Genomic DNA, 16,981 nt, shown 5'->3' with positions numbered 1-16,981 from the left:
TCAAAAGATGAAAGCAAAAATAGTTCGCTTGTTTCTTTTCAGCGCAATCATGAGCATATTTTTCGTACAATATGCAAGTAGTCAATCGACCCGGAATGATGTCATCGGTATTATTGATATTCGTCTTATCATGCAAAAACTTTCTGTTGTTCAGGACATCAACGTTCAAGTTAAATCTCTCGAAGAAAAAATTAAAGCTGAGTTCAAAGAAAGAGAAAGTAAATTAAAAACCGAAAAAGATCAGATTGAACGGCAAAAGGTTCTTGTTACTCCCAAAATTTATGCGCAAAAACAAAAAGAATTTAATCTGAAAGCCAAAGGTTTCCGCCGCGAGATTGACGAGAAATCCCGGCGTTTGCAACAAGCGCGTGCAATTGCATTGACGGATGTTCGCGAGAGTATGATTCCACTAGCTCAGGTTATTATGAATAAATACGGTGCGACAGTCGTGTTTGATCAAAACGAAATTTTATTTGCAGACCAGTCCTTGGACCTTACGCCAGAAGTTATTGAAGAGCTGAACAAGAAATTAAGTAAGGTGGTTGTTAAGATGCTGCCTTTAAAGAAAAGCTAATGCCAGATCCAGTTTTTTTTAAGTCAGAGGGCCCGTTCTCGCTCGGGGAACTTGCGCAGTTGCCGGGAATCGAATTGGATCCTGACGCAGACCCGAATACGATGATAATGGATGTAAAACCTCTTGATCTGGCTGGTGAAGGAGATTTGACCTTTCTAAGCAATCCTAAATACGGACAGGCATTCCTGGAAACCAATGCAACTGCTTGTGTGGCGCCGGAAAAAGCGCGGGGAACCCACCCTAAGGGAATGTCGTTATTAATTTCCCAGGATCCGTATAAAGCCTATGCGCATATTGCTACCAAATTTTATCCACCAGTTCCAGGATCTGGAAAAGTTGATTCAACAGCTATTATATCGCCCTCCGCCAAGCTCGGGGTAAATGTTTCTGTTGGCCCATATAGCATCATAGAAGAAAATGTCGAAATAGGTGATAACGGGGTTATTGGACCGCTTTGTCATCTTGGGAAAAACATCAAGGTCGGGAATGACTGCAGACTTGGAACGGGCGCAGTGTTAAGCCATTGCTTTCTAGGGGATAATGTTTCCATTTACAATGGTGTAAAAATTGGACAGGACGGTTTCGGGTTTGCTCCAGATGCAGTGGGCCATGTAAAAGTGCCGCAATTGGGTCGGGTTATTATCGGCTCAAGCGTTGAAATCGGCGCCAATTCTACGATAGATCGAGGTGCCGGCCCGGATACAGTGATTGGGGACAATACCTGGATCGATAACCTTGTTCAGATTGGCCATAATGTTGTTATTGGAAAAGGCTGTATTTTAGTTGCCCAAGTCGGAATTGCTGGAAGCTCCAAAATCGGTGACTATGTCATATTTGGCGGTCAGGCCGGAATGGCAGGGCATGCAACGGTTGGAACAGGCGCTAAGATATCTGCAAGAGCCGGTGTGACGACAGATGTACCTGCTGGTGAGGTATTTGCGGGATTTCCGGCGCGGCCAATTAAGCAGTTTTTCCGCCAGCTGGCGACTTTAAACAAATTATCGAAAGGTAAAGGGGCAAAGAAATGACTGATGAATCTCAGACTGAAACGGTCGAAGCCCTTGATATTCAAGATATACTGGAAATGATACCGCATAGATATCCATTACTGTTGGTGGATAGACTCATAAACATCATTCCCGGTAAGTCGGCGACTGGCGTAAAAAATGTCACCATGAACGAGCCGCAATTTCAGGGCCATTTTCCCGGTAGGCCAATTATGCCCGGCGTAATGATTGTTGAATCAATGGCGCAGACAGCGGGCGTATTGGTCATTAAAACACTTGGCGCTGAATCCCAGGGTAAACATGTTTTATTTATGTCCATTGATAACGCGAAATTCCGCAAACCCGTGGTTCCAGGCGACACAATGCATGTAAATGTTGAAATTATGCAGCAAAGAGGACCTGTCTGGCGGTTTTCCGGTGTTGTTTTGGTCGACGGGAAAAAAGTTGCGGAAGCAGATTTTTCCGCAATGATTGTCGATTAGGGCCGGTAACCCGCTGTAACATAGCTTGATTTGAGCATTCTTACGTTCCTTGTTAGCTATAGAAAATTAAATCAGTAGTAATATTTGCAGGTAGCAAGGTGTTTTATGACCAGGATTCATGAGACTTCGATCATTGAAGACGGAGCTGTCGTTCACCCTGAAGCGACGGTTGGTCCTTTTTGCGTAGTCGGAAAAGATGTAACTCTTGCAGCCAGCGTAACGCTTAAATCTCATGTAGCCGTGTCTGGAAATACGTCAGTAGGCAGCGGAACAACCATTTTCCCTTTTGCATCTGTAGGTCATGCGCCACAGGATTTGAAGTATCAAGGCGAAAATTCAGAATTGGTTATCGGAAAGAACTGCACGATCCGCGAACATGTAACAATCAATCCCGGGACAACGAGTGGCGGAATGTTGACGCGCATAGGGGACAATTGCTTGTTTATGATTGGAGCCCATGTCGCCCATGATTGTTTAATTGGAAATGACGTTATCCTTGTTAATAATGCCACATTGGGTGGACATGTAGAAATAGGAAACTATGCCATCATTGGTGGTTTGTCTGCCGTGCACCAATTTGTCCGCATTGGCGAGCATGCGATGATAGGAGGGGCGTCAGGCGTAGAAACGGACGTTATTCCATTCGGTTCGGCGACAGGAAATCGGGCAAACATCAATGGTTTGAACCTGACCGGTATGAAGCGGCGTGGTTTTGAGCGCGAAGACATTCATATTTTACGTAGCGCTTACAAGTACTTGTTTTCGGAAGACGGGACCTTCTCTGAGCGTGCAAGTGAATTGGCTGACAAATATCAAGACTCAGCTTCCGTAAAAATTGTTCACAAGTTTTTAAATGAAGAATCAAAACGTGGATTCTGCCAAGCAAACTAAGATACAGACACGTCGCATCGGCATTATTGCAGGACGTGGAAATTTGCCAATAGCCTTGGCAAGGTCTTTACGTGCAGACGGAGAGACGCCCTTTTTGCTTTTAATAGAAGGCGAGGCGGATCCGGATCACTACCTTGATTTCCCGCATAAAGTCATCAGAATTGCCAAAATCGGACAGTTTTTAAAAACTCTGGCTGCGGAAAAATGTACGCATATAACTTTAGCCGGACCAGTTAATCGTCCGGACTTTAAAAAGCTTGTCCCTGATTTTGAAGGTATAAAACTTTTAGCGAAGATAAGTGGTGCATTGAGCAAAGGTGATGATGGACTGATGACGGCCATTACAACCTTTATCAAGGACAAGGGCTTTGACATTATTGGCGCTCATGAAATAACCGGCAGTATGTCCATAGGTAAAGAACAGCTCGGGAATTCAAGCCCATCGGAACAGGATCGACAGGATATCAAAGAAGGTATCCGCATCGTCAAGGCTATAGGCGAGTTGGATATCGGGCAGGCGGCAATTATCCGGGATGGCTACGTGTTAGCTGTGGAAGCTGCAGAAGGAACTGATGGCCTGCTCCAGCGCGCCAATAGTTTTTCCTGGAGCAAGCCGGCGGGCGTTCTGGTTAAGTTGTCCAAACCTGGGCAGGATCTTCAGGCAGATATGCCGACAATCGGCCCGGAAACCGTCACTGAAGCCATTAACGCCAATTTGCGGGGCATTGCTGTAGAAGCCGGACTAACGCTTGTTCTCGACAAGACAGAGGTCACTCGTCGTGCAGATGAAGGAGGTATCTTTATCGTGGGTGTCAGCGACAGTTTTACACCGTGATTGAGATCAAAAAGAAATATAGAATATTCCTGACTGCTGGTGAACCATCAGGCGATGCCCTGGGTGTCAAACTTATGCAGGGTTTGAAGGAAAAACTGCCCGATCAAGTGGAGTTTTATGGTGTGGGCGGACCTTTAATGTGTGCAGAAGGCTTGCATACATTATTTCCCATGGACGAACTGACTGTCATGGGGATTTTTGAAGTCCTTCCAAGACTCCGGCGTATCCTGAAGCGAATTTCCGAAACTGCAAAAAAAGTTTCGGAATTGAAATCCGATATCTTTATTTCCATAGATGCCCCGGACTTTAGTTTTCGTGTGGCCAAAAAACTGCATGGATCTACGATCCCGAAGGTTCACTATGTGGCGCCGTCTGTGTGGGTATGGCGGCCAGGCCGGGCGCAAAAAATTGCAGGTTTATACGATCATCTACTAACCGTCCTGCCCTTCGAACCACCGTATTTTACTGCTGTTGGCCTGCCTGCAACATTTGTCGGCCATTCAGTGGTGGAAACGGGTGCGGATACTGGAAACGCGGATGCTTTCAAAGCCGCTCATCAGATCTCGCCGGAAGAGAAAATACTTCTTCTTCTTGCTGGCAGCCGCCGCGGCGAAGTAACCCGACATTTGCCTATTTTTGAAAAAGCGTTGGAAAAGGTAAAGACGGATGTCGGGGATTTTACGGTTGTGGCTCCTGTTATCGGTCCATCTGGGTCTATTGTTGGCGAAGCCCTGAAATCTTGGCCTTTCAAATGTATTGTCGTCGACGGCAATCAAGAGAAGTATGACGCCATGGCGGCAGCGGACGTCGCACTTGCCGCGTCCGGAACCGTTGGCTTGGAATTGGCGCTTGCCGGTTTGCCAAATGTCATAGGATATAAAATGAACCCACTAACATCATGGGTTGCGCGACGGTTGATTAAAATCAGGCATGTGAATCTGATTAATATCCTTCTGAAGAAAGATATTGTACCTGAACATATTCTGGAATTCTGCACGGTCGAAAATTTGCATCGGTCCTTAACCGAACTATTCAGCTCAGATCAAAAAAGACAGGCGCAGATTGATCAATTTCATGAGGCTATGATACTACTGGGACAAGGCGGTGAAGCTCCAGGGGCGCGGGCAGCAGACGTAATATTGAAACTAATCACTGAGAAAGAATAAAATGAACGAGGAAAATGTCAGTAATTTCAGAATGTTACACACGATGATTCGCGTAAAAGATTTGGATAAATCAATAGATTTCTATGTGAATAATCTGGAAATGAAACTTTTGCGGAAAACCGATTTTCCGGGTGGAAAATTTACATTGGCCTTTGTTGGCTATGGAGATGAAAAAGACACGACAGTCATTGAACTTACCCACAATTGGGATCAGGCAGAACCTTACGATCTTGGCAATGGGTTTGGGCATCTCGCATTGGGTGTGAAAGATATCTATGGAATTTGCGAAAAACTAGAAGCACAAGGTGTTGACATACCCCGCCCTGCCGGGCCCATGAAACATGGAAAATCCGTCATTGCGTTCATTAAAGATCCAGATGGATACCTGATAGAACTGGTAGAGCGCTAGCCTATCCCAGGTACCACGCGCCAGCGAAAAAAAGTAATCCGGCAAGAGGTAACCCCCAGGCGAAAATCCTTTTCAAGCGAAACGCAAAGGGTGCCCCATTGTCATTCGCAGCACGAAGATACAATTTTGTTGGGCGCGCGCCCTCTTCGGAATGAACCGAAGGGGGCGTTTTTATTTTTATGTTGGATTCGGACGCCACGATACTATCGCTTGTTCAAGTCAACATAAGGCCGCTCATCATACCCTGTATAGAGTTGGCGAGGACGGCCAATCTTTTGTGATGGATCTTCCATCATTTCATTCCATTGAGCTACCCAGCCAACGGTTCTGGCAAGAGCAAACAGCACGGTGAACATACTTGTAGGGAAGCCCAGGGCCTGCAAAATAATACCGGAATAAAAATCCACATTCGGGAAAAGTTTCTTTTCAACGAAATAAGGATCTTCAAGCGCAATGCGCTCCAGCTCGATGGCTAGTTTAAGCATGGGTTCATCACGAATACCGAGTTCATCCAGAACCTCATGACAGGTTTGTTGCATGACTTTCGCCCGCGGATCGTAGTTTTTGTATACGCGATGGCCGAAACCCATCAGCCGGAAAGGATCGTTTTTATCCTTGGCCTTTGCAATATATTCCTGGACCCGATCAACGGAACCAATTTCGTGCAGCATTGTCAGAACGGCTTCATTGGCACCGCCATGGGCCGGGCCCCAGAGGCAGGCAATACCAGCTGCAATACAGGCAAAAGGGTTCGCCCCGGAGGAGCCCGCCAGCCGAACCGTTGAAGTAGAGGCATTCTGTTCATGATCTGCATGCAGGATGAAAATACGATCCATTGCACGTGAAATCGTCGGTGACATTTTATATTGCTCAGCCGGGACGCTAAAGGTCATATGCAAGAAGTTTTCAGCATAAGACAAATCGTTGCTGGGATAAATAAATGGCTGTCCGACCGAGTATTTATAAGCCATTGCCGCAATTGTCGGCATCTTCGCCACCAGGCGATAACTGGCGATCATCCGCTGCTTTGGATCGTTGATATCGGTACTGTCATGATAGAAGGCGGAAAGGGCGCCAACGACACCAACCATGATGGCCATGGGATGCGCGTCACGACGGAAGCCTTTGAAGAACTGAATGAGTTGTTCATGCAGCATTGTATGATAGGTAATATCGTGGGAGAATTTGTCCTTCTGGGCAGAATCAGGCAATTCGCCTTTCAATAGCAAATAGCAAACTTCCATAAAATCGCTATGTTCTGCTAATTCTTCTATTTTGTACCCACGATGCATCAAAACGCCTTCGTCGCCGTCGATATACGTAATGGCGGACTCACATGAGGCTGTCGATGTAAAACCCGGATCATATGTGAAATGCCCGGTTTGAGCGTAGAGTTTGCGAACGTCAACGACGGAGGGACCAACACTTCCAGATAACAACGGTAAATCCGTAGCGCTATCAAGGGTTTCTTCACTTAGTTTTACATTTCCTGTGACAGTTGAGCTGCTCATTAATTCCCTATCCTTCGTTAAGCAGGCATCAATTTGCCTGCGTCAGGTTACTAAAACTCCAACCAGAGTTTCTTTTCATACCATTATAAGAGACTAGTCCGGATATGTCTAAATAGACATCTGAATATCGCGGCTATGGTGTGGACACCGCGTCTCGGATTCGTCCAACCGACTCTTCTTGACCAAGAACTTCGAGGATTTCAAATATTCCGGGCGAAACAGTAGTGCCCGTCAACGCCGCCCGTAAAGGCTGCGCAATTTTCCCCAGTTTTAGCTCTTCTGATTCCGCTGCTGCCCGTACAGCAGATTCTGCAGATTCTAGCGTCCACTCACTCTGGCTTTCCAACCGATCGGCTAATCGAGAAAGAACTCCTTTTGCAACATCATCCAATAGTTTACTGGCTTTGTCGTCTGGTGCCAAAGGTCGTTCAGCAATCAGAAAGAGTGAGCTGTCTGCGAGGGATATTACTGATTTTGCCCGTTCTTTCAAGCCGTTCATGGACTTTTCTATTAAATTTCGACCATTGGCTGTTACGGTTTTGCCGGTTTTCTGCGCTATTAAGGGGCAAATCAGTTCGGTCAAATATTGGTTATCCGCCTCTCGAAGGTAGATTCCATTTAGATTTTCCAGCTTGGTAAAATCAAACCGAGACGCAGATTTACCTATATTCTCGAGATTAAACCATTCGATTGCTTGTTCCGTGGAGATAATTTCGTCGTCACCATGAGACCAGCCCAGTCTCAGTAAATAATTCCGCAGCGCTTCCGGAAGGTATCCCATATCCCGGTAAGCTTCAACGCCCAGAGCACCGTGCCGTTTTGAGAGCTTTGCACCATCTGCTCCGTGAATCAGCGGAATGTGGGCAACTTTCGGAATACGCCAGCCAATGGCTTCAATCAGTTGTTGCTGCCGGGCGGCGTTGGTTAAATGGTCGTCACCGCGAATAATATCCGTGACGCCCATATCATAATCATCGACAACAACAGAAAGCATATAAGTGGGCGTCCCATCGGCGCGCAGGAGTATCATGTCGTCCAGTTGGCTGTTAGAGAAGGTGACAGGTCCCTGTACGGCGTCCTCAACGGTTATTGTCCCGGTTTCGGGTGATCGGAACCTTACGACCGGGTTGACGCCCTCAGGAGCTTCTGACGGGTCTCTGTCGCGCCACCGGCCATCATAAATCGGGGGGCGGCCCTCAGCCTTGGCGGTTTCCCTCATTTCCGTCAATTCTTCTTTCGAGGCGTAGCAATGATAGGCTTTACCCTGACGTAAAAGATCATTGGCTACTTCTGCATGTCGGTCACGGCGGGAAAATTGAAAAACCGGATCTTCATCCCAATCCAGGCCGAGCCAGGCCATGCCATCCAAAATAGCCTGAATTGCTTCATCGGTAGAGCGTTGGCGATCCGTATCCTCAATACGCAAAAGGAACTTCCCCTTATTATGTCGCGCATATAGCCAATTGAATAATGCTGTACGGGCGCCACCGATATGGAGAAATCCAGTAGGCGAGGGGGCAAATCGTGTTACAACTTCCATGAGTATTCACTTCGTATTTAATTCTTGTTTATGATTGGTAAGAATTTAGGTTGTTAGGTTTAGGCTTTTTGTACTCTGTGTATCGCCGCAGAGCAAGTAGAGCGTGACAGATGGGTGTTACGAAATTTGGGATCAGATTTGGGATGTCCGGCATTTTAACTCAGATTGAACGTGATCGATCACGGTGGTTTTTCTGGTTCCCTGTCGCCTTGGCTTTTGGAATTGCGCTTTACTTTAATTTAACATGGCATCCTTCTGTGATCTGGTTGCTAACGACACCAGCGATGGCGATCGTATCAGTTTTAGCCAGAAACATTTGCTATCAATTGATCCGTTTGATCCTGTTTACTGGCTTAGCGGTAAGTTTGGGGTTCTCTGCCTGTATTGTTCGGGAACATATTGTTTCAGCGCCTGTGCTGCAAAAGAAACAGGTAACTGAAGTGACGGGCGTTCTCTTGGAAAAATCATCGGGCATATCAGCAAGGCGTTTATTGTTAGGTGATCTGGAATTTGAGCAGGGCAGCAATATTCCAAATCTGAAATATCTGCGACTCACCGCGCGAATGTCCGTGGCACATCTGCATCCTGGGCAAATTTTAAAGGCGCGGGCAGTTCTGTTGCCGCCGCCTGCGCCGGCGTATCCCGGTGGCTTTGATTTTCAACGGCATTCGTTTTTTCAATCCATTGGTGCCGTGGGATATAGCATCAGTGATTTTCAGATTGTCGGAGAAATTTCGGGCTTTATCGACAATTTACGGCGCCTTTCCTCCCGCTTTCGTTCGGCAATTGCCAGTAATGTAAAACAGCTGGCGCCAACCGTTGCAGCCGGATTTATCACAGCCATCTCAACTGGGGATAAGGGGGCAATACCGCGCGAGCAGATCAACAATATGCGTCATTCAGGCTTGGCGCATTTGCTGGCGATTTCAGGGTTGCATATGGGAATGATTGGTGGGTTAATCTTCTTTATAACGCGCCTTCTACTAGCATTTTGGCCATATGTCGCGCTCAACTATCCCATCAAGAAAGTAGCAGCGCTCGTCGCTCTTCTGGGGCTTACGGGGTATCTTTTCGTGAGTGGCATGAGTGTTTCCGCCATTCGGGCTTATATCATGATTTCGGCCCTGTTTTTGGCCATTTGCTTTGATCGCACGGCATTGTCTTTTAGGATGGTTGTGGTGGCGGCCTTGATCATCCTTCTATTGTTTCCGGAAAGCTTGACGTCAGCAAGCTTTCAGATGTCTTTTGCAGCTGTTTTCGCGCTTATTTCGCTATATGAAACAGTGGGACAAAAATTGGGTCAGTTTACCCGAAGCGGGGGTCTGTTCAGGCATCTTGCTGGATATATCCTCGGCATAATACTGACATCCTTTGTTGCAGGTCTGGCAACTGCACCCTTTGCCATCTTTCATTTCGGGCAAGTAGCCGCATATAGTTTGGTTGCCAATTTGTTTGCGGTACCAATTATGGGTCTTTGGGTTATGCCATGGGGTATCGTTGCATTTCTCTTCATGCCGCTCCAGGTATCATTTCCATTTGAAATGATGGCAGTCGGGATAAATGTTATTCTCTGGATTGCCGACAAAACATCCCACTGGCCTTTTTCTGTACAATATCTAGGGACATTTTCAACTTTAAAACTATCTCTTATCACCCTGTTATCCATGTGGTTTATGATCTGGAAAACGTCAATTCGGTGGGCGTCGGTTCCCTTCCTCTTTATGCTCATATTCCTATATAGACCGTCTTTGGCTCCCGATATTCTGGTTTCCGAGACAGGAAATCTGTACGCAGCCAGGATATCTGATGAAAAAATATATTTGTCATCGAAAAAAGTTGAGAAGTTTGAAGCAAAACGTTGGCAATTGCTGTTTGGAGCGGTACCCAACGTCACGTCCTCAAACCTCGTGGATTGTGATCCATATGGCTGCCTCTATTTAAAAGAGTCTCAAGTGATTGCTTTTCCAAAGGTTAATCAATCACTTACAATGGATTGCGAAAGGGCTACATTAATAATCAGCCGAATGCCGGTTGCACGGAATTGTTCCGGGCCATGGGTGATCGATAAATTTGATCTCTGGAGAAAAGGGGCCCATAGCATTTGGCTGGAAAATTCAGGTGATTTTCGCATAGAAACCGTGAATGATCTTCGTGGCAGCCGTCCTTGGGTGCCGCATCGCTACTCTATGCCAAAAAATTGATATATATCAGGTAAATTCAGGCACTTAGAGTATATTTTAAAAACTAGTATTTCCGGAAAAGACCCACTAATTGACCCTGAACCTTAACCTGATCCGGTCCAAAAATGCGAGTTTCATAGTCTGGATTAGCGGCTTCCAGTGCAACGGAACCACCTTTACGACGTAATCGCTTCAGTGTCACTTCGCCATCATCGATCAAAGCAACAACAATTTTGCCATTCTCCGCCGTATTGCTTTCACAAATAACGACGGTATCCCCATCATGGATACCCGCATCAACCATTGAATCTCCGGCAACTTCGAGGCAATAATGCTTACCACCGCCAATCATACCCGCCGGTACATTCACAAAATTACTGGGATCCGCCAATGCTTCGATAGGCGTACCAGCAGCAATCCGGCCATAAAGTGGGAGAGAAATGCTGTTTGCATCCGGCTCCACCGCATCTAACAATGGTTCTTTGGCGGATTTGCCGGTACTTCCGAAATCACCCTGAATCAGGCTTAAAGTAACCGGAGAAGCGTTTGTATCTGTTGTTGCCGTATTCATGGAAACAACATCATCCGGTAATTTCAAAATCTCCAACGCACGAGCGCGGTGGGGAAGGCGACGGATAAATCCCCGTTCCGTCAGCCCTGTAATCAACCGATGAATTCCGGATTTCGATTTTAAATCAAGCGCTTCCTTCATTTCGTCAAACGACGGTGAAACCCCTCGTGTTTCAAGGCATTTATGAATATACATCAGAAGTTGGTGTTGTTTATTGGTAAGCATGGCCATTTCCACCATCAAGAACAAAACGAAAACAATACCTAATGTTCTACAAAGGTTCTCATGTTACGTCAAGCTCTAATATTGGATGTTTTTCAAACGTCTGGGTAGCCGGCTTTAAGGTGTATAATCTCTACTTGTGACTGCGCCGGGAGGGAAGAGGCGAACGGGCCCCGTAATACAAGGCAATCAGCAGCCGCCAGAGGTGACAACATGGAGCTATCTTGTTTGTCAAACAGTTCTACGACAGGCAATCCGTCTGATTTGCCGATAATTCTGGCCCGTAAATAGTCTTCGCGTTGGTCATTCTCTTTAACCGAATGGGCTATAACCGCTGTCGAAAGCGGCGGGCGACGCGGGGGAAGGCCCAGCAAGGCGTCTATCGCCGGTATGAGGAACAGAAAACTGCAAATCATGCTTGATACCGGATTGCCCGGCATTCCCAACATGGGAGTCCCATTCAAATCACCAGACATCAGCGGTTTTCCGGGCCGCATGGCGATCCGCCAGAAATCGACAGATAATCCTTCTTTACCCAATACAGATTGCACCAAATCATGATCTCCGACAGAGGCACCGCCCAATGTCACCAGCATATCGGCGGATTTGGCACCGGCGGCCATCTGCCGCAAAGAGTCTTCATTATCTTTGGCAATACCCAAATCAATCGCTTCGCCGCCCGATTGTTGAATGAGGGCGGCGACTAACAGGCTATTGGAGGAGATAATTTGGTTGGGACCGACGGGCTCGCCGGGGCGTACGAGTTCGTCACCGGTTGACAACAGGGCTATGCGAGGTTTGCGGCAAACGGTAACCCAGGGCACGTTCATGGCGGCGAGTAGCCCTATATCCCGTGCAGACAGCCGCCTGTTTGCCGTCAGGCCGATTGTCCCGTCCTGGAAGTCGAGACCCGCCGGGCGGACATAATGACCCACGGGTGTTGTTTCACGGATTTCAACATATCCGTCTTTTTGACTGTCTTCGCCGAGATTGGTGTCTTCCTGGATCACGATACTGTCCGTACCCTCCGGTAACGGGCCACCGGTGAAGATACGAACGGTTTCTCCCGTCCGAACAATTCCCTCAAAGCTTCCACCGGCCGGTGCGTCGCCAATAATCTTGAGATTTGCTGGTATCGACTGGGTATCAGCAGCTTTTACAGCAAAACCATCCATGGCAGACATATGAGAAGGCGGCTGGGTACGCCGGGCCATAACATCTTCTGTCAACACCCGCCCGAGTGCTTTATCCAGGGAAACGACTTCCGTATCAACTATAGATAATTCTTTGAGAATTTGAAATCTGGCTTCATCTACCGATATCATGACGCTTTATAACTTCCTGATTTACCGCCACTTTTTTCCAAAAGCCTTGTATTGGAAATGATCATGCCGCGATCCACTGCCTTGCACATATCATAAATCGTCAAAACGCTGATACTTGCTGCTGTCAAGGCCTCCATTTCCACGCCTGTTCGGCCTTTGAGTTTACAAGTTGCCAGGGCCTCGATTGTATTATCAGAGTTATGTACCGTAAATTCCACCCCGACATGGGTTAAGGCAAGGGGATGGCATAGGGGAATAAGATCTGCAGTTTTTTTGGCTGCCATTATACCGGCGAGACGGGCAACCCCAAGGACATCGCCTTTTTTCGCGGTCCCATCCTGAATTAACTTCAGGGTTTCCGGTTGCATGGTAATGCTCGCAACAGCTTTCGCAATACGCTCGGTTATGTCCTTTTCGCCGACATCAACCATATGGGCATCGCCTTTATCATCGAAATGAGTAAAGTCTCCCATCCTATTAATATCCTTATTCTTTTCCGAGTAACTGACGAACTGCGGCTACCACATCCTGTTGCCGCATCAGGGATTCACCAACCAGGAAACATCCACAGCCGGCTTTTTCCATCCGGGAGAGATCTGCCGTTGTATACAGGCCGCTTTCACTAACAGGCAGGCATCCATCGGGAAGGCCAGCCGAAAGTTCTTCCGTTGTAGCAATATCAACGGTCAGTGTTTTCAGGTTTCTGTTGTTAATGCCAATCAGTGGGCTCTTCAAGATAGCGGTCCGTTCCAGCTCGGCTCGGTCATGCACCTCCACCAATACGTCCATGCCCCAATCAAGGGCGCATTGCTCAAGCTCTTGCGCCTGATCATCGTCGAGTGCCGCCATGATCAGAAGGATACAATCCGCACCCAAAGCGCGCGCTTCGGTTACCTGATAGGGATCGAGCATAAAATCCTTGCGCAGAACGGGAAGGGAAGTCGCCTTGCGTGCTGCCACAAGATAGTCATCACTTCCTTGAAAATAGGGCTTGTCGGTCAGGACGGAAATACAGGTTGCCCCGCCTGCCTCGTAGGCCTTGGCAAGGCTTGGCGGATCAAAATCCTCGCGGATTAACCCCTTGGAAGGAGACGCCTTTTTGATTTCCGCGATTAGCCCATATTCTCCTGCCTCGCGCCGGGATCGCAAGGCTTTGATAAATCCCCGTGGGGCCGTCGCGCCTTTTGCCAGCTTGTCTAGTTCTGACAGGGACGTCTGGTTTTTGCAGGATTGGATATGGTCGCGCTTATCGTCACAGATTTTTGCTAATATGCTCATAATCAGGCCGCTGTTTCATTGGTTATGCGTTTCATATTTTCAAAAGCGGCAAGTGCCTTCCCGTCGTCAATGGAGGCCGCAGCAAGGGAAATACCCTCTTCAACTGTGTCACATTTTCCGCCGATCATAATCGCTGCACCGGCATTCAGGAGTGTCACATCTCGATACGGGCCTTTTTCACCGGTTAGCAGGGCAATCATGGCTTTGGCATTTTCTTCGGGCAAACCGCCTTTAAGATCATCCAGGGTTACTTTTGCTAATCCAAATTGCTCGGGCGTGATCTCAAACTCACTGATGTCGCCATTTTTCATCTCGACAACCTGGGACGGGCCGGTGGTTGTCAGTTCGTCCAATCCGTCGGATCCATACATGACCCAGATATGTTCAGAACCTAGTTCGCGGAGCGTTTCAGCCATGGGGCGCATCCAGCGTGGATCATAAACCCCGATCAATTGACGTTTTACGGCGGCCGGGTTTGACATGACACCCAACAGATTAAAGATGGTTCGAATGCCCAGTTCAATTCGCGTCGGGCCCACATGGCGCATGGCACCATGATGCCGATAGGCGACCATAAAGCCAATGCCAGCCTCGTCCAGGGCCCGCTGTGTCAGGGAAAAATCACATTCTGTATTGATCCCGAGGACGGCCTGGACATCTGCCGTCCCGGATCGGGAGGAGGCGGCTTTATTTCCATGCTTCGCCACAGGGACGCCGGCACCGGCAGTGACAAATGCCGAAGAGGTTGAAATATTGAGCGTGCCATGGCCATCCCCGCCGGTACCAACTACATCGACGGCCCCTTCCGGGGCTTTGAGATAGATGGCTTTTTCCCGCATTATACTGGTCGCACCGATAAGCTCGTCAACGGTTTCTCCGCGGACATGAAGACCCATGAGAAAGGCGCCCATTTGTGATGGTGTCGCGTCGCCGGATAAAATAATACTGAAAGCCTGACGGGTTTCATCAATGCTCAAGCTTTGTCCGGCGGCAATCTTTGAGACCAACGCCTTGAAATTCGCCATATTGTCGGTCATGCAGCAGCCTTCGCGTCAGGCTTTGTCAGGTTTAAAAAATTCTGCAGGAGCGCATGACCATGTTCAGAGGCTATGCTCTCCGGGTGGAATTGCACCCCATGAAGGGGCAGGTCCTTATGGCTTAATCCCATTATGACACCATCAGAGGTCGTGGCGGTAATTTCAAGGGTATTTGGAATTGTTGAGGGATCGATTGTCAGCGAGTGATATCTCGTTGCAATAAAATCATCCGGTAACCCCGTGAAAACACTTGTACCTGAGTGTTTTATCCGGGAGGTCTTGCCATGCATCAACTGATCTGCGCGAACGACCTTGCCGCCAAATACCTGCCCGATTGTCTGATGCCCAAGACAGACGCCAAGCACCGGAATATTCTCAACGGCTGCTCTTTTGACCAGGTCAAGGCAAATTCCGGCTCGATCAGGATCGCAAGGTCCCGGGGAGAGAACAATGCCCGATGGTTCTTCGGCCATAACTTCTTCGACTGTGACGACATTATTCCGATATACCTTGACGTCCGCTCCCAATTCTCCAAGGAAATGCACGAGGTTATAGGTAAAACTATCGTAATTATCTATTAGTGTAATCATATCAATATCTTATACGGTTTTATCGCTTGCTGGGCTTAAAGAATTGTCTGTCAACTCAAAGCCGGATATCCATCTTAGCAGTTTCTATTATTTTACGATATGGTCAAGTCGTGAAATGAGTGCTTGCCATAATTAAACCTCAGTCTTTATATCTTGTTAACCATAGTGTTATAGCGTCTCTGATTGTGATATCGGATAATGACGTCAGGGGGAATTTAGGGTGCAGAAACAATCCCGGGAATCGGGAAATAGAAAGTCCGCGGATCGACAAAAATATTCATCCGACCGATTACTCGATTCCCCGCCACGCCTAATTATCCTGTGCCTGGCGGTGTTGGTGATAAGCGGCAGTGGCGGAATTCTACTCGGAAAAATCCTGACCCATTATGAAGTCAGCTATGAAATTTCTTCTGTAAGCGCCTTTTTCGGCCCCGCCGAAACCGACGAGATTACCACGGAAAGCCCGTTTTCATCGAACGACTATCCGTTTGAAAGCCCTTATACCAATAATGATTATCCGCTTCCCGATGCCAAAGAAAAACAACTGGCCGCATTGAGTCCCGGGCAGATTGATAATCTTTCGGCTGATAAGCCCGGCGCGGCAGCAAAATTAGCTGGTGAAAGTGCCGAAAGCAATGACCAGCCACCCTGGAAGAAATATGCGGTTCTTGCACCACCTTCCAATGGCCGACCCATAATTGCCCTGATTATCGATGATGTCGGTTTGAGCCGGGATCGCGTCCAGGCTCTGGTTGATTTGCCGGAAGTGCTTACGCTTGCCTACCTGCCATATGCCCCTGCCGTGCAAAGCAAGGTGGAAATGGCACGGCTACGGGGTCATGAGGTGATGCTGCATTTGCCCATGCAGCCCTCGGACGATCATACGGACCCGGGACCGAATGCCCTGCTTGTCGGGCTGTCCGATGAAGAAATACGCCGCCGGACCCACAAGAATCTGGACAGTTTTGAAGGCTATGTCGGCGTCAATAATCACATGGGCAGCCGGTTTACTGCTGATGGCAGACTGATGGCTATCGTTATGGATATCATGGCAAAGCGCCGCTTGCTTTTCCTGGATAGTAAAACAACACCGCGATCCACCGGGTACAAGTTGGCGGTTCAACGGGGAATGCCTTCGGCGAAACGTGACATATTCATTGATAATGTTATCGAGGAGGGCGCAATTCTGAAGCAACTTGCTAAAGTAGAGAAAATTGCCAATCAGAAAGGCGTTGCAATTGCCATCGGGCATCCTCACAAGCAAACAATATCAGCTTTGAGAAAATGGCTTCCTGCGGCGGCTGATAAAGGGTTTATCTTTCTTCCGGTAAGTGCCATTACCTCACTGACCTTCAACGGATAA

Annotated in this window: 17 protein-coding genes; 9 read left to right on the top strand and 8 right to left on the bottom strand. The window is 47.8% G+C overall.

What is annotated here, in order from left to right; genetic code table 11:
- Nucleotides 1–7 precede the first annotated feature (7 nt).
- The 7 genes from NBZ79_RS10470 (at nucleotide 8) to gloA (ending at nucleotide 5,364) form a co-directional block, all read left to right on the top strand.
- Nucleotides 8–574 carry an OmpH/Skp family outer membrane protein gene (locus tag NBZ79_RS10470; protein ID WP_251932367.1) on the top strand — a complete coding sequence of 189 codons (567 nt, stop codon included), beginning with the start codon at nucleotides 8–10 and terminating at the stop codon, nucleotides 572–574.
- A complete protein-coding gene (gene lpxD / locus NBZ79_RS10465) occupies nucleotides 574–1,602 on the top strand; it encodes a UDP-3-O-(3-hydroxymyristoyl)glucosamine N-acyltransferase (RefSeq protein ID WP_251932366.1) in 1,029 nt (342 codons plus the stop codon). Before NBZ79_RS10470 ends, lpxD begins: the two co-directional genes overlap by 1 nt.
- Nucleotides 1,599–2,063 (top strand): 3-hydroxyacyl-ACP dehydratase FabZ, encoded by a 465-nt coding sequence (gene fabZ / locus NBZ79_RS10460; RefSeq protein ID WP_251932365.1) that lies wholly within the window; start codon nucleotides 1,599–1,601, stop codon nucleotides 2,061–2,063. The genes lpxD and fabZ overlap by 4 nt, the downstream gene beginning before the upstream one ends.
- A gap of 105 nt (nucleotides 2,064–2,168) precedes the next feature.
- Complete coding sequence (gene lpxA, locus NBZ79_RS10455; protein ID WP_251932363.1) at nucleotides 2,169–2,954, top strand: acyl-ACP--UDP-N-acetylglucosamine O-acyltransferase; 786 nt, start codon at nucleotides 2,169–2,171, stop codon at nucleotides 2,952–2,954.
- Nucleotides 2,917–3,789: an LpxI family protein gene (locus NBZ79_RS10450; protein WP_251932361.1), complete on the top strand. Its 873-nt coding sequence runs from the start codon at nucleotides 2,917–2,919 to the stop codon at nucleotides 3,787–3,789. The genes lpxA and NBZ79_RS10450 overlap by 38 nt, the downstream gene beginning before the upstream one ends.
- Nucleotides 3,786–4,955 (top strand): lipid-A-disaccharide synthase, encoded by a 1,170-nt coding sequence (gene lpxB, locus NBZ79_RS10445; protein ID WP_251932359.1) that lies wholly within the window; start codon nucleotides 3,786–3,788, stop codon nucleotides 4,953–4,955. Before NBZ79_RS10450 ends, lpxB begins: the two co-directional genes overlap by 4 nt.
- A gap of 1 nt (nucleotide 4,956) precedes the next feature.
- Nucleotides 4,957–5,364, top strand: a complete 408-nt coding sequence (gene gloA / locus NBZ79_RS10440) for a lactoylglutathione lyase (RefSeq protein WP_251932357.1) — start codon at nucleotides 4,957–4,959, stop codon at nucleotides 5,362–5,364.
- A 203-nt stretch (nucleotides 5,365–5,567) separates the two neighbouring features.
- On the opposite strand, the gene gltA is transcribed toward gloA, so the two are convergent.
- Nucleotides 5,568–6,875 carry a citrate synthase gene (gltA, locus tag NBZ79_RS10435; protein ID WP_251932355.1) on the bottom strand — a complete coding sequence of 436 codons (1,308 nt, stop codon included), beginning with the start codon at nucleotides 6,873–6,875 and terminating at the stop codon, nucleotides 5,568–5,570.
- A gap of 133 nt (nucleotides 6,876–7,008) precedes the next feature.
- Complete coding sequence (gene gltX / locus NBZ79_RS10430; protein ID WP_251932353.1) at nucleotides 7,009–8,415, bottom strand: glutamate--tRNA ligase; 1,407 nt, start codon at nucleotides 8,413–8,415, stop codon at nucleotides 7,009–7,011.
- A 110-nt stretch (nucleotides 8,416–8,525) separates the two neighbouring features.
- On the opposite strand from gltX, the gene NBZ79_RS10425 reads away from it, so the two are divergent.
- Nucleotides 8,526–10,616, top strand: a complete 2,091-nt coding sequence (locus NBZ79_RS10425; protein WP_251932352.1) for a ComEC/Rec2 family competence protein — start codon at nucleotides 8,526–8,528, stop codon at nucleotides 10,614–10,616.
- 43 nt (nucleotides 10,617–10,659) lie between these two features.
- On the opposite strand, the gene lexA is transcribed toward NBZ79_RS10425, so the two are convergent.
- The 6 genes from lexA to NBZ79_RS10395 all read right to left on the bottom strand — a co-directional run bounded on the left by lexA (nucleotide 10,660) and on the right by NBZ79_RS10395 (nucleotide 15,618).
- Complete coding sequence (lexA, locus tag NBZ79_RS10420) at nucleotides 10,660–11,391, bottom strand: transcriptional repressor LexA (RefSeq protein ID WP_251932350.1); 732 nt, start codon at nucleotides 11,389–11,391, stop codon at nucleotides 10,660–10,662.
- Nucleotides 11,392–11,483: 92 nt separating this feature from the next.
- Complete coding sequence (locus NBZ79_RS10415; protein WP_251932348.1) at nucleotides 11,484–12,713, bottom strand: molybdopterin molybdotransferase MoeA; 1,230 nt, start codon at nucleotides 12,711–12,713, stop codon at nucleotides 11,484–11,486.
- Nucleotides 12,710–13,186: a cyclic pyranopterin monophosphate synthase MoaC gene (moaC, locus tag NBZ79_RS10410; RefSeq protein WP_251932346.1), complete on the bottom strand. Its 477-nt coding sequence runs from the start codon at nucleotides 13,184–13,186 to the stop codon at nucleotides 12,710–12,712. The genes NBZ79_RS10415 and moaC overlap by 4 nt, the downstream gene beginning before the upstream one ends.
- A gap of 13 nt (nucleotides 13,187–13,199) precedes the next feature.
- Nucleotides 13,200–13,994, bottom strand: a complete 795-nt coding sequence (gene trpC, locus NBZ79_RS10405; RefSeq protein WP_420854604.1) for an indole-3-glycerol phosphate synthase TrpC — start codon at nucleotides 13,992–13,994, stop codon at nucleotides 13,200–13,202.
- A complete protein-coding gene (trpD, locus tag NBZ79_RS10400) occupies nucleotides 13,994–15,016 on the bottom strand; it encodes an anthranilate phosphoribosyltransferase (protein ID WP_420854603.1) in 1,023 nt (340 codons plus the stop codon). Before trpD ends, trpC begins: the two co-directional genes overlap by 1 nt.
- An 8-nt stretch (nucleotides 15,017–15,024) precedes the next feature.
- The gene (locus NBZ79_RS10395) at nucleotides 15,025–15,618 is read right to left on the bottom strand and encodes an anthranilate synthase component II (RefSeq protein ID WP_251932341.1); all 594 of its coding nucleotides are present in this window, start codon (nucleotides 15,616–15,618) and stop codon (nucleotides 15,025–15,027) included.
- A gap of 220 nt (nucleotides 15,619–15,838) precedes the next feature.
- Between NBZ79_RS10395 and NBZ79_RS10390 the strand changes: the two genes are divergently transcribed.
- A complete protein-coding gene (locus NBZ79_RS10390; RefSeq protein WP_251932340.1) occupies nucleotides 15,839–16,981 on the top strand; it encodes a divergent polysaccharide deacetylase family protein in 1,143 nt (380 codons plus the stop codon).

The organism is Sneathiella marina (assembly GCF_023746535.1).
Classification (GTDB): domain Bacteria; phylum Pseudomonadota; class Alphaproteobacteria; order Sneathiellales; family Sneathiellaceae; genus Sneathiella; species Sneathiella marina.
This window is presented reverse-complemented; position numbering and strand designations above follow the sequence as displayed.

Coding starts and splice junctions, on each gene's coding strand:
- gloA (WP_251932357.1), top strand. CDS start 4,957: ATGAACGAGGAAAATGTCAGTAATTTCAGAATGTTACACACGATGATT.
- NBZ79_RS10470 (WP_251932367.1), top strand. CDS start 8: ATGAAAGCAAAAATAGTTCGCTTGTTTCTTTTCAGCGCAATCATGAGC.
- NBZ79_RS10450 (WP_251932361.1), top strand. CDS start 2,917: ATGAAGAATCAAAACGTGGATTCTGCCAAGCAAACTAAGATACAGACA.
- NBZ79_RS10395 (WP_251932341.1), bottom strand. CDS start 15,618: ATGATTACACTAATAGATAATTACGATAGTTTTACCTATAACCTCGTG.
- lexA (WP_251932350.1), bottom strand. CDS start 11,391: ATGCTTACCAATAAACAACACCAACTTCTGATGTATATTCATAAATGC.
- gltA (WP_251932355.1), bottom strand. CDS start 6,875: ATGAGCAGCTCAACTGTCACAGGAAATGTAAAACTAAGTGAAGAAACC.
- NBZ79_RS10425 (WP_251932352.1), top strand. CDS start 8,526: ATGGGTGTTACGAAATTTGGGATCAGATTTGGGATGTCCGGCATTTTA.
- moaC (WP_251932346.1), bottom strand. CDS start 13,186: ATGGGAGACTTTACTCATTTCGATGATAAAGGCGATGCCCATATGGTT.
- fabZ (WP_251932365.1), top strand. CDS start 1,599: ATGACTGATGAATCTCAGACTGAAACGGTCGAAGCCCTTGATATTCAA.
- trpD (WP_420854603.1), bottom strand. CDS start 15,016: ATGGCGAATTTCAAGGCGTTGGTCTCAAAGATTGCCGCCGGACAAAGC.
- lpxD (WP_251932366.1), top strand. CDS start 574: ATGCCAGATCCAGTTTTTTTTAAGTCAGAGGGCCCGTTCTCGCTCGGG.
- gltX (WP_251932353.1), bottom strand. CDS start 8,415: ATGGAAGTTGTAACACGATTTGCCCCCTCGCCTACTGGATTTCTCCAT.
- NBZ79_RS10415 (WP_251932348.1), bottom strand. CDS start 12,713: ATGATATCGGTAGATGAAGCCAGATTTCAAATTCTCAAAGAATTATCT.
- lpxA (WP_251932363.1), top strand. CDS start 2,169: ATGACCAGGATTCATGAGACTTCGATCATTGAAGACGGAGCTGTCGTT.